Genomic DNA, 13,799 nt, shown 5'->3' on the forward strand with positions numbered 1-13,799 from the left:
TATCAATAACCGGTTCGCCGGAGGAAACAGTATGACACGCGAAAAAATCTATCTCTTCGACACGACGCTCCGCGATGGCCAGCAAACGCCCGGCATCGATTTTTCGGTCGAGGACAAGATTGCCATTGCGACCATGCTGGATGAATTCGGCCTGGATTATGTCGAAGGCGGTTACCCCGGCGCCAACCCGACCGATACCGCTTTCTTCAACGAGAAGCGCACGACATCGGCCGCCTTTGTCGCCTTCGGCATGACGAAGCGCGCCGGTATCTCCGCCTCCAACGACCCAGGCCTTGTGAGCCTGCTGCAGGCGAAATCCGACGCGATCTGCTTCGTCGCAAAGAGCTGGGACTATCACGTCAAGGTGGCGCTCGGCTGTACCAACGAGGAGAACCTCGAAAGCATCGCGGAAAGCGTCAAGGCAGCCATTGGCGCCGGCAAGGAAGCTCTCGTTGATTGCGAACACTTCTTCGACGGCTACAAGGCCAATCCGACCTATGCGCTTGCCTGCGCCAAGACGGCCTATGATGCAGGAGCACGCTGGGTGGTGCTCTGCGACACCAATGGCGGCACGCAGCCGCCGGAGGTCCGCGCCATCGTCGAAGCCGTCATCGCCTGCGGCGTTCCCGGGCACTGTCTTGGCATCCATGCCCATAACGACACCGGACAAGCGGTCGCCAATTCGCTTGCCGCGGTCGAGGCCGGCGTGCGGCAGATCCAGGGCACGCTGAACGGCATCGGCGAGCGCTGCGGCAACGCCAACCTGATCACGCTGATCCCGACGCTGGCGCTCAAAAGAGCTTATAGCGAACGTTTCGAAACGACGATCGATGCCGAGCGGCTCGTGGGCCTGACCGGCCTTTCGCATGCCTTCGACGAGCTGCTCAATCGCTCTCCGGACCATCAGGCACCCTATGTCGGGGCATCAGCTTTTGCCACGAAGGCCGGCATCCATGCCTCTGCGCTGCTGAAGGACCCGCGCACGTACGAGCATGTGCCGCCAGAAAGCGTGGGCAATTTCCGCAAGGTCATGGTCTCCGACCAAGGCGGCAAGTCGAACTTCATCAACGCCCTGAAGCGGCGTGGCATCGAGGTCGGCAAGGACGACCCGAAGCTCGACCAGCTGATCCAGATCGTCAAGGAACGCGAAGCGACAGGCTATGCTTACGAGGGCGCGGATGCGAGCTTCGAACTTTTGGCGCGTCGCACGCTCGGCACCACACCGGAATTCTTCGCGATCGACGGTTTCCGCGTCATGGTCGAGCGCCGCTTCGATTCCCACGGCCGGGTAAAAATCGTCTCGGAAGCCGTGGTGAAGATCATCATCGACGGCGAAACCATCATGTCAGTTGCCGAGGGCGACGGTCCGGTCAATGCGCTCGACCTGGCGCTGCGCAAGAATTTCGGCAAATACCAGCACGAGATCGACGATCTGGAACTGGCCGACTTCAAGGTGCGTATCCTCAATGGCGGCACGGAAGCCATCACCCGCGTTCTGATCGAATCCACGGATAGCGACGGCGTACGTTGGTGGACGGTCGGTGTCTCCGAAAACATCATCGACGCATCGTTCCAGGCCCTGATGGATTCCGTCATCTACAAGCTGATGAAAAACCGCCATATGGCAGGCAAGATCGCGGCGGAGTGATCCGCCGCCCATCAAAAAGCTTGACGATGCCGTCAATGAAATGAATTAGCCATCCCGCATGCATTGGAGTAATCCCGTCTCAAATAACAGAGAATGACGGGAAAATTCATGGCCACGGACGCGGTCCAACCGGAAATCAAGAACAACGATGCTATCCGGGGCTTCGGCTTCGCGCTGACCGCCTATCTCTTCTGGGGCGTTCTGCCGATCTATATGAAGGCGCTCGCGCATATCTCGGCTTTCGAGGTTATAGCGCATCGCATTGTCTGGTCGGTTCCTGTCGCTGGCATCGTGCTGCTGGCGCTTGGCCGTCTCGGCGACATCAAGGCGGCGTTTCGCAATCCGCGCACCATCGCCATGGCGTCGCTGACAGCAGCGCTCGTCACCATCAACTGGGGAACCTATGTGTGGGCGATCGGCGCCGGCCATTCGCTCGACGCCGCCCTCGGTTACTTCATCAACCCGCTATTCAGCATCGCGCTCGGCGCGATCCTGCTCAAGGAAAAGCTGGCGCCGACGCAGATCGTTGCCATATGCCTTGCAGCCATCGCAGTCATCATCCTGACGGTGAAAGCCGGCACCGTACCCTGGGTGGCGCTGACACTGACCTTGTCCTGGGGCTTCTATGCCTTTTTCCGCAAGACGCTGCCTGTTGGCGCCAATCAGGGCTTCTTCATCGAGGTGTTGCTGCTCTGCATTCCGGCAGCGCTTTACATTCTCTATCTGGAGGCGCGCGGCGAAGGCCACTTCTACCAGACCGGTCTTTCCGATACCGGACTTCTGCTCGGCTGCGGGCTGGTAACGGCGCTGCCGCTGATGATCTTCGCCAACGGTGCGAAGCTTCTTAGAATGTCAACCATCGGCATCATGCAGTATATCGCGCCGACGATGGTCTTCCTGATTGCCGTTTTTTTGTTCAAGGAGCCGTTCGACATGCCGCGGCTCATCGCATTCTCGCTGATCTGGGCCGCTCTCGTGCTCTACAGCTGGTCGATGCTGCGTCAGAGCAGAGGAGGTTAACCAGTAGGCTTGGTCAGCCGATCCTTACTCAAAGTTTGGAAATGACGGCCTCTTCGCCGCCGCGGTCGCCGCGTGTCTCGGCGGCGTGTTTGCGGATCGCCGGAACGATATCGGCGATCTTGTCGATGACGAGCGGCTGGACCCGGTGAGCGGTATGGATGAAGCCCTCTTCCGTCATATGGCGGATAAGCTCCATCATAGGGTTCCAGAAACCGTTGATATTGGCAAAGACCATCGGCTTTTCGTGTCGGCCGAGCTGACCCCAGGTCATGATCTCGACGATCTCTTCCAAAGTGCCGATACCGCCCGGCAATGCCACGAAAGCGTCGGCGCGCTCGAACATGCCATGTTTGCGCGCATGCATATCAGGCGTTATGATGAGCTCGTCGAGTTGCCCGAGCGAATGGCGCGTCGCTTCCATATCGACCAGAAATTCCGGAATGATGCCGGTAACCTGACCGCCGTGCGACAGCACGCCGCTCGCGACAGCGCCCATGATGCCCTTCGTTCCGCCGCCATAGATCAGGCGCAGGCCGTTTTCGGCAATGCTTTTGCCCAGTTCGCGGCCGGCAGCCATGTAGGAAGGGTCGCGCCCCGGCCTTGAGCCGCAATAGACGCAAATGGATCGAATTGGCGTGGAATCGTCGGTCATGGATGCAAACAACTATGCTGCGGATGCTCAGTCAAGATTTTTCAAAGGAAAACTTGTGCCGGGACATGCGAAAATGGCTGAGAAAGCTTGTAAAAGCAGGCGAAATCGCTAGCAATTTCAGGAGTTGCGACCACTTCGCCGCGTGGAGATGAATGATGATGAAGAACCGTGCCGGGTGGCTGGCTCTGTTGGTGTTGGCAATTGCGACCCTGTTGATGGTCTTCTTCGTGATGCCGCGCATCAACGGTGACAAGACCCCGATCGGCAATGTGGTCAATCAAGCCAGCAATGCGGTGAAGAATACAATCGACGAGAACGCGCAGAAGGCTGGCGAGGCCGCTGATAACGCGACGAAAGCCACGCAGCATGCCGTGTCGACCGCCACCAACACGGCAAACCTCACCAAGAAGCTGACCGAGCTTACGAGTGCGGCAACCACCTCGCTTACCGATTTGAAGGCGCTGTTCAAGGACGGCAACAAACCGCCTCAGGATGCCTTCACGGCTGCGAAGACGAAGGCAACCAACGCCCTGCAATCGATCGTCGGTTTCGCGCTTCCCGAGGGGATCGACGCAACGACCACGGGGCTTGTGAAGAAAGTACAGGACGGCGCTGGTAAGGCGCTCACCATCATCCAAACTCTCCCAGACAACGCCGCCGAAGCCAGTGCGGCGATCGACGGGGCTTTTGCAGCGCTGACCGGTCAGCCGGCACCTGAAACGACTGCCGCAGCCGCTCCGCGCGTGCCATCATTCGACGTATTGCGTGTCGAGCCGGATGGCTCCACCGTTGTCGCAGGCTCAGCCGAGCCGAATGCCAAGCTGGAAATCGTCGACGGCGAAAAGGTAGTCACGACGACCAATGTCGGCCCGAGCGGCGATTTTGCAGCCGTACTCGACAAGCCGTTGCCACCCGGCGATCACGAGTTGGTGTTGCGTGCCACCGGCAAGGACGGCAAGGCCGTCAATTCCGAGGAAGTCGCCACCGTCTCCGTGCCGAAGGACAATTCCACCCAGGTCCTCGCGATGGTGTCCAAGCCAGGCGCCGCAAGCCGCATCATTACCGCACCCTCGGCCAAGCAAGGCCGCGTAGCAGCGGGCGAACAGGAGGCCTCGGCGGCGAATGCACAGGCCAATGCAACGGATAAGCCGACGGCGACGGACGCCAAGCCGCAGCAGGATGGTTCCGTAGTTGCATCCGCCAATCCGGCAGCAGGCGCGACCACGCCGCCGGCAGCAAAGACGGAAGCGGATCAGGACGTCATGGTCAATGCGGTAGAGATCGAAAACGATCATATCTTCGTTGCCGGCACTGCGAAGCCGAATGCCAAGGTCCGCGCCTATGCCGATGACAAGCTCATCGGTGAGAATGTCGCGGGTGCGGACGGTCATTTCGTTGTGGACGGCCCCATGCCTCTTGCCGTCGGCGATCACAAGATTCGCGTTGACGTGCTCGATGGAGTGGGCAAGGTCGTCGTGCGCACCAGCGTCAACTTCACGCGCCCCGAAGGCAATCAGGTGACGGTTGCGGCGCAGGCTCCGACGGCCGCCAATGGTCAGGCGCAAGCCACCACGGCAAACATGGTGCCGCTCGACGAAGGCGAGCTTGCTAAGCTCAAGGAAGGCGCGGGCAAGGCTTTCACACTGCTCAAGGGCCTCTTTGCCGACGGCAAGCAGCCGAATACGGAGCAGCTGGCGGCCGCCCGCTCAGGTACGGAAATCGCGCTCAAGTCGCTGTCGGAATTCCGCCCGACCATCAACGCCAGTGCTGCGCTGAAGAAGGCAGCCGCCGATGCTTCCAGCGCGGCCTCCAAGGCGCTCGCCACCTTGCTGGCCTTGCCGAAGGACCCGAAGTCGGTCGCCGCCGCCCTGCCAGGCCTGGAACAGATGATCGCCGTCATCACCGCGCCGGTGCAGACGGCACCAGCGCAGCCGAATGCTGAAGTCTCGTCCAGCGACAACGGCCCAAAGACGATCGAGCAGGCGCCGCTCTCGCAGGATAGCAATGCCGTCATCATTCGCCGTGGCGATACGCTGTGGCAGATCTCACGCCGCATCTACGGAGCGGGCGTGCGCTATACGACGATCTATCTGGCCAACGAAGACAAGATCAACAATCCGGACCGTATCCTGCCGGGTCAGGTCTTCGGCCTGCCGAAGGACGCATTGCCGAACGCCGAGGAACTTCATCGCAAGCGGCTTTCGGGCGAGCATCTCTAGCCGCAACTATAGTGCATTGAGGACATTGGTAGCGGCCAGGCGCATCTACGCCTGGCCGCTGCTTTTACATGGCATGAAAATAGTATAAGCGTCGCCCGACCCCATAGCCTTCCCACAACGGCCATGTCTTGGCTATGAAGGCTTGCCAGTCGGCTGTGCAAACACCGCCACATCCGGCTGCCCAATCACTCGCCGGAGACGGACATGGCAGGCCAGAAGAAAACCATTTCGGCGGATTCCAGCAATCCATTGAACACGATCGTCAATCTCTGGCCCTATATGTGGCCGAGCGGGCGTATGGATCTGAAAATGCGGGTGGTCTGGGCGACCGTCTTCCTGCTGGTCTCGAAATTCTTCCTGCTGCTGGTCCCCTACTTCTTCAAATGGTCCGTCGATGCGCTGAACGGCAAGCTCGACATGCAAGGCATTCTGCCGGCCTTCCTGGTCGGCGCCATCGCCTTGATCATCGCCACGAACGCGACGCGCCTGATCCAGCTCGGCCTTAACCAGCTGCGCGACGCTCTGTTTGCGAGCGTCGGCCAATATGCGGTGCGCCAGCTCGCCTACAAGACCTTCGTGCACATGCACGAACTCTCGCTGCGTTTCCATCTGGAGCGCAAGACGGGCGGCCTCTCGCGCATCATCGAGCGCGGCACAAAGGGCATCGAGACGATCGTCCGCTTCACGATCCTCAACACGTTTCCGACCTTTATCGAATTCCTGCTGACCGCCATCATCTTCTGGCGCGGCTATGGCTTTTCCTATCTCGCCGTCACGGCCATCACGGTCTGGCTCTACATATGGTTCACCGTCAAGGCGAGCGACTGGCGCATCTCCATCCGCCGGACAATGAACAACAGCGATACCGACGCCAACACCAAGGCGATCGATTCGCTGCTGAACTTCGAGACGGTCAAATATTTCGGCAACGAGGAGATGGAAGCCAAACGCTTCGATCAATCGATGGAGCGATATGAAAAGGCAGCCACCAGCGTCTGGACGTCGCTTGGCTGGCTGAACTTCGGTCAAGGCTTGATCTTCGGCCTTGGCACGACGGTGATGTTGGTTATGTCCGGCTTGTCGGTCCTGAACGGCCATCAAACAGTTGGCGACTTCGTCTTCATCAACGCGATGCTGCTGCAGCTCTCCGTGCCGCTCAACTTCATCGGCTTCGTCTATCGCGAAATACGCCAGGGCCTGACCGATATCGAAGAGATGTTCGACCTGCTCGAGGTCAAGCCCGAGGTGGTCGACGCGCCTGACGCCAAAGAGCTCATCATCGGCAATGGCGCAATCGCGTTCAAGGACGTGCATTTCGCCTATGATCCGGCGCGGCCGATCTTGAAGGGCATCTCCTTCGAGGTGCCGGCTGGCAAGACGGTCGCCGTGGTCGGGCCTTCGGGCGCAGGTAAATCGACGCTGTCGCGCTTGCTCTATCGGTTCTACGACGTGCAGAGCGGTACGATCACCATCGACGGTCAGGATCTGCGGACCGTCACACAGAAGAGCCTTCGCAAGGTCATCGGCATGGTGCCGCAGGATACCGTGCTCTTCAACGACACCATCGCCTACAACATCCGCTATGGCCGGCCGGGCGCCAGCGAAGCGGAAGTTACCGCGGCCGCGGAGATCGCGCAGATCGGCGAGTTCATCCGCAATCTTCCGGAAGGCTTCGAGACCAAGGTCGGCGAGCGTGGTCTCAAATTGTCCGGCGGTGAGAAGCAGCGTGTGGCGATCGCGCGCACCGTTCTCAAATCGCCGCCGGTTCTGATCCTAGACGAGGCGACCTCGGCGCTCGACACGACGACCGAGCGCGAAATACAGGCTGCCCTGGACGTTGTCTCCAAGAACCGTACGACGCTTGTTATCGCACATCGCCTGTCGACTGTTATCGGCGCGGACGAGATCATCGTGCTCAAAAGCGGCGTGATTGCTGAGCGCGGCACCCATGCCGATCTGCTGGCTCGAAACGGGCTCTACGCCTCCATGTGGAACCGCCAGCGCGAGGCGACGCAGGCTGAGGAGCATCTGAAGCAGGTGCGCGAGAGCGACGATCTGGGCGTTATCGACCGGCTGGCGCCGGCAAGGTGAAAACCCGCGGAACCTTTGAATTCTGCACCCATGGCAGCACCCCGTCGCAGCAGTTATGCACCGATTGCTGTCACGAGACTGAGATGACAGCTTGCTAGGTACGAGGGTCTTTTTGAACGGAGCCCCCAATGCGTACTTTTGCCAAAGCTTTAAGCCTGTTGCTCGTCGTCGGCCTGGCCTCGCCGGTTTTCGCCGAGGATGCCAAGCCTTTCGCCGATGCCAAGGAGATCAACCTCCTCGATCTGCTGCCGCCGCCGCCCGCCAATGATTCCGCACAGATGAAGGCGGAGCTTGGCGAAATCCTGACGATTCAGGTGACCCGCACGCCGGAAATGGCAGCTCGCGCCGTAGCGGATGCCGAAGAGAACGTCTGGCGCTTCTCCGACGTTATCGACAATCCGAAATTCACCAAGGAAAACCTACCGAAGTTTTCGGCCTTCTTCGATCGCGTCGTCGAGACGGAGGGTGCCGTTGTCGATCCGGCCAAGGATGTCTGGAAGCGCCCGCGTCCACATCTCTACAGCGATCTCGTCAAGCCGATCGTACCGCTCTCCAAGTCCGGCTCGTATCCATCCGGCCATGCCACCGTCGGCACACTGATGGGCATCGTGCTTGCGAACATGGTTCCGGAGAAGCGCGCCGCCATCATGGCGCGTGCCTGGGAATACGGCCATAACCGCATCGTTGGCGGCATCCACTATGCCTCCGATATCGAAGCCGCCCGTATTGCAGGCACCGTCATCGCCGAAACCATCATGACGCATGACGACTACAAGACCGAGTACGAAGGCGCCAAGGCTGAGTTGCGCGCTGCGCTCGGGCTTTAATTTCCAACCTGCAGCGAATACACGAGCCGCCGGATAGTGTCCGGCGGCTTCCCTTTGCTCGTTTCCCGAACTTTCCGGAATCCGCACTTCACATCGCACCCGCAGAAGACACCATGTGGTTTGCGGTTGCACGATTCCCGGCTATACGCGGGAAGCGATATGACCAAGGAGATTGAACGATGGCAGCTGGGTTAATTCAAACGAAAGCCGAGCTTGGCCAGCGCATCGCCGAAGTGGCGATGTTGCAGGGCGAATTCGAACTCCGCTCGGGCCAGATCTCCAGCCCTTATTTCGACAAGTACCGCTTTGAAGGCATGCCTTCCCTGCTGAAGCCGCTTGCCAGGGCCATGGCTGAGCTCATTCCGGCCGAAACCGAAATCATTGCCGGCCTGGAATTGGGAGGCATCCCTCTCGTCACAGCAATGTCGCTGGAGACCGGCCTTCCTGCCGCGTTCGTCCGCAAGCAGGCAAAGACTTACGGCACCTGTCAAGCAATCGAGGGACAAGATGTTTCCGGCCGCCGCGTAACCTTCGTCGAAGATGTAATTTCGACAGGTGGCGCGGTGAAAGATGCTTATCACTTGGCAATCGGCTCGCAGGCGCAGATTCTTGCTGTTGTCTGCGCGATCTGGCGTGGAGATGGCACGCCTGCTATCCGGGGCCTTCCCAACCTTCCCGTCTTGCCTGTCTTTACGAGAGCAAATCTGGAGGAGGCCCTGTAGGTATCCGCATCGGCGGAGGAACAGGATTGCATTGGGGGCGAGCATGCGAAAGCATTGCTCATGACAGAGTTTGCCTGTAGTCACGCTCGACTGGTAATCAGAGCAAGACCGCTTATCTTGTTCTCATTCTTTTGACTGGCATGATCTTGCCGAGGACCGAGGCTCGGTTCCTGGCAGGGAATGCCCTAACGGAGTAGGCCGTAGATGAGCTTGATGAACAGCGTACGCAATGTCATCGTTCCCGTGCACAAGGAGGGCTATCCCTTCGTTGCAGGTTTCTTCGTCGCGTCGCTGGTGCTCGGTTGGATCTTCAAGCCGCTCTTCTGGATCGGCCTGATCCTGACGCTGTGGTGCGCCTATTTCTTCCGCGATCCCGAACGCATGACGCCTCAGGACGATGATCTGGCGATATCGCCCGCCGACGGCAAGGTTTCGAGCGTGCAGATGGTGACGCCGCCGGCTGAGCTCAATCTCGGTAGCCAGCCGATGCTGCGCATCTCGATCTTCATGAACGTCTTCGATTGCCACGTGAACCGTTCGCCGATGCGCGGCCGTATCACCAACGTCGCCTATCGCCAGGGCAGCTTCCTCAATGCCGAACTCGACAAGGCCAGCGAACAGAACGAGCGCAACGGCCTTGTGATCGAAACGAAACATGGCGAGATCGGCGTCGTGCAGATTGCCGGCCTCGTTGCCCGCCGTATTCTTTGCTTCGTCCATCCGAACGAGCCGCTGGATGCCGGCGAACGCATCGGCCTCATCCGCTTCGGCTCGCGCCTCGATGTCTTCCTGCCGGAAGGCGCTTCGTCGCGCGTTGCCGTCGGCCAGCGGGCAATCGCCGGCGAAACCGTCATTGCCGAATTCGGCTCGGCCAAGGGCACAACCATTAGCCGCCGCAGCTGAAGTGTAGGAACACGAGCGAGATGAAAACGCCTTTTCCGCCTTTCGAGCCGCACGGGCCCAATGACGAAGCGCGTGGACCGCGTCTCCGGGAAATTCCGTTGCGGCTGATCGTGCCGAACATGATCACCGTGCTGGCGATCTGCTCGGGCCTGACGGGCATTCGCCTTGCTTTCGAAAACCGTTACGAGCTCGCCGTCGTGGCCGTGCTGGTCGCAGCCTTCCTCGACGGCATCGACGGGCGCGTCGCGCGGCTGATGAAGGCCACCTCGAAATTCGGCGCGCAGATGGATTCGCTCGCCGATATCGTCAATTTCGGCGTTGCCCCGGCGCTCGTCGTCTATGTGTTCCTGCTGGATCAAGCCCGCTCGCTCGGGTGGATCGCGGCGCTGATCTATACGATCGCCGCCGGCCTGCGGCTTGCGCGCTTCAATGTCATGGCGGAACGCGAGCATAAGGCCTCCTGGCAATCGGAATATTTTGTCGGCGTGCCCGCGCCTGCTGGCGCCATGCTGGTGCTGCTGCCTGTTTATCTCGGCTTTCTCGGCGTCACGCCGGACCGCACCTTCGCCTTATGGGGTGCCGCCTACACCGTCCTCATCGGCTTCCTGCTGGTCAGCCGCCTGCCCGTATGGTCCGGTAAATCGGAAGGCAACGGCGTAAGGCGCGATCTTGTCCTACCGATCATGCTCGGCCTCGTCGTCTACGTCGCGCTGCTCATGAGCTATACGTGGCATGTCATGGTCGTGACCGTCGTCATCTATCTGCTGTCCCTGCCCTTCGGCGCACGCTCCTGGGCGAAGAAATACGGTACCTACACCATCAACGGCCCCGCCGATCTTAATGTCGACGATTCCAATGACGATATCGGCCGGCATATCTAGCGCCGGCATATCAAATCGCTATCCAACGGCCCTGGCGGCATCGCCGCATGCAACCACAAGTCTGCAGGTCTTCCTTATCAATCAGTAACATGACGGTGGGTTGTCGGCGCGGCGGAAAGCCCGTACGGCGCGATATTTCCGCAGATTCAAACATTGCGGCAGTGCGGATTCTACACGAGGTTTCGGCGCTAATCTCTCGAAATATGGTCGTTGTTTACAAAAGCTGATTGGAAAACGCCTTCGATTTGTCATGATTTACGACAAAAAGCACCACTCGACTATGAATCGAAAAATGCTCCGGGGGAGCATGGTGAGGAGTGAAACATGACGCAGAAGAAAGACCAGCCGGCACAACCGCAGGCAAAGATCGATCCCAGCAAGCACTATCGCCCGCTGGGCCTGAAAGCCGTTCTTGCAGCCCATCTGATGCTGAAGACGAAGCCTCTCAAGAAGAAGATCGCCTGAGACTATAGTTCTGCCCGTCGCCGACCAATGCCGGTAGGCGGCGCTTCCGGTCACTGGCCGCCGAATGGCGGCCGCTCAGAGAAGGCTTAGCTGGCCATCGTCCGGTTCCGCCTTCTTCGGCGGTTTTCTGACCGGATTAAGCACCACGGGTGTCTGTACATCCGGCCCCATATTGGCAACTTTGTTGACGCGATCCGAAACCGGGATCGCCTCGAAAAAATCCTCCTGGACCGGCTTCATCAGATCAAGGACATCGCGAGGCTCCTGCGTCTTGCAATCCAGCCAGCGGGCGAAATCCTCGGGCTTGATGACAACGGGCATGCGGTCATGGATGGATCGGATAGCGCTGTTTGCTGCTGTTGTCAGGATCGCACCCGTATCGACTTCCGAACCGTCGGCCGACGACCAGGTTTCCATCAGCCCGGCAAAAGCGATGACGCCGCCACTGCGGGGCCGGATCCAATAGGCTTGCGGCTTCTCGCCGCTTTCCTTCGACGGTCGATGCCATTCATAGAAGCCGGATGCTGGGATGAGGATGCGGCGATGGCGCATGGCCGCGCGGAAGGAAGCCTTGCCTATCGCCGTTTCCGCCCGCGCATTGATCAGCAGCGGGAATTCCTTGGGGTCCTTCACCCAGTCGGGCATGAAGCCCCAGCGCACGAGAAGCGCGCGACGATCCGGAAGGTTGCTGCCCGGCCGCTGCCTGTCGCCGGAAATGACCACGAGGATCGGCTGCGTGGGCGCGATATTATAGCGCGCGGGAAAAGCCTCGGTCAGCAGGACGCCGAGCGCTTCCCCCACGTGATCTGCCGTCGATGTCAAAGCGAAACGTCCGCACATGGGGTTTGTTTTGCACCCGAGAAGCGGCGGGTCAAGCCTAAGGTCAGCCGCGCGGACCGAAGAGAATGATCCCCGCGCCGGCAAGGCAGATGGCTGCTCCAGAAATATCCCATCGGTCCGGCAGCCGCCCTTCGGCGAGCCAGAGCCATAGAATGGAGGCAATGATATAGACACCGCCATAAGCAGCGAAGGTGCGCCCCGCCGCCTCGCTCGGCACCAGCGCCAACAGCCAGGCGAAGAGTGCCAGCGATATCAGGCCAGGTGCCAGCCACCAGACGGGCTTCGATAGACGCAGCCACGCCCAGAAGGTGAAGCAGCCTGCAATTTCGGCAATAGCCGCCAAAGCATATAGCCCGTAGATCATCCCCGATCGTTCCCATATTCAGCGCATTCAGAATCGCGGCTCCCGTCGGAAGCGAGTTAAGGGGGTTTCCTGCGGGACAGCAAGCGCCGTTTCCTGTAGAAATTGGCTGCAGATGGCTCGTTGCCATCGCGCATCGATCTTTCCATCCGAATGCAAAGCGATCCATGATCTCCAATCCTCGCCCGGCCTCCTCCGCCATTCTCGAACGCAACGGTCGCTTCCTGCTTGTCTTGCGCAGCAATCCACCGTCTGCCGATATGTATGCCTTTCCGGGAGGTCGCGCCGAAGATGGAGAGACGCCGGCTGACGCGGCGCTGCGCGAGTTCAAGGAGGAGACCGGCATCTCAGCACGCAATCCCCGGCTGTTCGAAACTTATGATCTGCGCTCTCACGCGGCAGACGGAACGCTGACGAGCCACTTCCTGCTCTCGGTCTTCCTCGTAGACGCCGATGAGGATACGGTCGCCGAAGCAGCCGACGATGCGGCTGCCATCGGCTGGTACACACTGGAGGAGGTGCGCGCCTTGCCCGTTCCCGCCAGCGTGCTCGAATGCGTAGAACGACTTGCTGCAGAAAACGCATAGCTCGGCCCCGAAATTAACGATGCTGAGCAATATCGGCGTGGAAACCACCTCACACGCCTTGTTCCCGTCATGCTTGTCCGGTCAACATGGTTACATGATTCATAACAGCCTTGGCCGACCGCTTCTGATCTGCATCGCGCTTGCCGCCGCCTTTCCGGCTGCCGCACAGCCGGCAGCAAGCGCGCCGCCGGCACAAGCGACCGATAGCGGGAGCGCGGAGCAGCCGGTACCCTACGACGAACAGCTGTTGCGGCTCTCCGAAATTCTCGGCTCGATCGACTATCTGCGCAATCTCTGCAGCCGGACGCGGGAGGATGGCTGGCGGGGCGACATGCAGCAATTGCTCGATACGGAAACCAAGAGCGAGCCGAAACGAAGAGAAAGACTGACGGCGGCTTTCAACCGTGGGTATCGGTCCTTTGCATCGGTTTACACGAATTGCACGCCGCAGGCCCGCACCGCGGAAGAGCGATACCGTAACGAAGGTGCAACACTGGCGACAGAAATCACCGCACGCTTTGGAAATTGACGATTTATTAACCTCTTTTGACAGCGAGCCGTGTCGTTTTGAGAAAAGGCTGAT

The 13,799-nt window shown here is 59.8% G+C and carries 14 protein-coding genes; 11 read left to right on the plus strand and 3 right to left on the minus strand.

All coding sequences use genetic code 11. The features are described 5' to 3' along the window. Window positions 1-31 precede the first annotated feature (31 nt). Both cimA and rarD read left to right on the plus strand, forming a co-directional pair. Complete coding sequence (cimA, locus tag ACYJRZ_RS13690; RefSeq protein WP_459459484.1) at window positions 32-1,648, plus strand: citramalate synthase; 1,617 nt, start codon at window positions 32-34, stop codon at window positions 1,646-1,648. Between the two features lie 108 nt (window positions 1,649-1,756). Then, entirely contained in the window at window positions 1,757-2,668 is a 912-nt protein-coding gene (gene rarD, locus ACYJRZ_RS13695; RefSeq protein ID WP_459459486.1) for an EamA family transporter RarD, read from the plus strand. Between the two features lie 28 nt (window positions 2,669-2,696). Here the strand turns inward: rarD and ACYJRZ_RS13700 are convergent, their stop codons facing one another. Continuing rightward, window positions 2,697-3,320, minus strand: a complete 624-nt coding sequence (locus ACYJRZ_RS13700) for an LOG family protein (protein WP_459459488.1) — start codon at window positions 3,318-3,320, stop codon at window positions 2,697-2,699. Between the two features lie 155 nt (window positions 3,321-3,475). Here ACYJRZ_RS13700 and ACYJRZ_RS13705 point away from each other — a divergent pair, with 155 nt between their 5' ends. The 7 genes from ACYJRZ_RS13705 (at window position 3,476) to ACYJRZ_RS13735 (ending at window position 11,428) form a co-directional block, all read left to right on the plus strand. Further along, a complete protein-coding gene (locus tag ACYJRZ_RS13705) occupies window positions 3,476-5,539 on the plus strand; it encodes a LysM peptidoglycan-binding domain-containing protein (protein ID WP_459459625.1) in 2,064 nt (687 codons plus the stop codon). 204 nt (window positions 5,540-5,743) lie between these two features. Next, window positions 5,744-7,630 (plus strand): ABCB family ABC transporter ATP-binding protein/permease, encoded by a 1,887-nt coding sequence (locus tag ACYJRZ_RS13710; protein ID WP_459459490.1) that lies wholly within the window; start codon window positions 5,744-5,746, stop codon window positions 7,628-7,630. Between the two features lie 128 nt (window positions 7,631-7,758). After that, window positions 7,759-8,457: an acid phosphatase gene (locus ACYJRZ_RS13715; RefSeq protein WP_459459492.1), complete on the plus strand. Its 699-nt coding sequence runs from the start codon at window positions 7,759-7,761 to the stop codon at window positions 8,455-8,457. A gap of 179 nt (window positions 8,458-8,636) precedes the next feature. Further along, window positions 8,637-9,179, plus strand: a complete 543-nt coding sequence (pyrE, locus tag ACYJRZ_RS13720; protein ID WP_459459494.1) for an orotate phosphoribosyltransferase — start codon at window positions 8,637-8,639, stop codon at window positions 9,177-9,179. A gap of 204 nt (window positions 9,180-9,383) precedes the next feature. Further along, on the plus strand, window positions 9,384-10,082 hold the full coding sequence (locus tag ACYJRZ_RS13725; RefSeq protein ID WP_459459496.1) for a phosphatidylserine decarboxylase: 699 nt from the start codon (window positions 9,384-9,386) through the stop codon (window positions 10,080-10,082). Window positions 10,083-10,102: 20 nt separating this feature from the next. Further along, window positions 10,103-10,963, plus strand: coding sequence for a CDP-diacylglycerol--serine O-phosphatidyltransferase (pssA, locus tag ACYJRZ_RS13730; RefSeq protein WP_459459498.1), 861 nt, complete (start codon window positions 10,103-10,105; stop codon window positions 10,961-10,963). A gap of 324 nt (window positions 10,964-11,287) precedes the next feature. Continuing rightward, entirely contained in the window at window positions 11,288-11,428 is a 141-nt protein-coding gene (locus ACYJRZ_RS13735) for a hypothetical protein (protein ID WP_015339320.1), read from the plus strand. 75 nt (window positions 11,429-11,503) lie between these two features. Here the strand turns inward: ACYJRZ_RS13735 and ACYJRZ_RS13740 are convergent, their stop codons facing one another. Both ACYJRZ_RS13740 and ACYJRZ_RS13745 read right to left on the minus strand, forming a co-directional pair. Then, on the minus strand, window positions 11,504-12,268 hold the full coding sequence (locus tag ACYJRZ_RS13740) for an SOS response-associated peptidase (RefSeq protein ID WP_459459500.1): 765 nt from the start codon (window positions 12,266-12,268) through the stop codon (window positions 11,504-11,506). 43 nt (window positions 12,269-12,311) lie between these two features. Further along, a complete protein-coding gene (locus ACYJRZ_RS13745; protein ID WP_459459502.1) occupies window positions 12,312-12,632 on the minus strand; it encodes a YnfA family protein in 321 nt (106 codons plus the stop codon). Window positions 12,633-12,796: 164 nt separating this feature from the next. On the opposite strand from ACYJRZ_RS13745, the gene ACYJRZ_RS13750 reads away from it, so the two are divergent. After that, window positions 12,797-13,216, plus strand: coding sequence for an NUDIX hydrolase (locus ACYJRZ_RS13750; protein ID WP_459459504.1), 420 nt, complete (start codon window positions 12,797-12,799; stop codon window positions 13,214-13,216). Between the two features lie 94 nt (window positions 13,217-13,310). After that, a complete protein-coding gene (locus tag ACYJRZ_RS13755) occupies window positions 13,311-13,745 on the plus strand; it encodes a TIGR02301 family protein (protein ID WP_459459627.1) in 435 nt (144 codons plus the stop codon). The last annotated feature ends 54 nt before the right edge of the window (window positions 13,746-13,799 follow it).

It is taken from the genome of Rhizobium sp. No.120 (assembly GCF_054558365.1).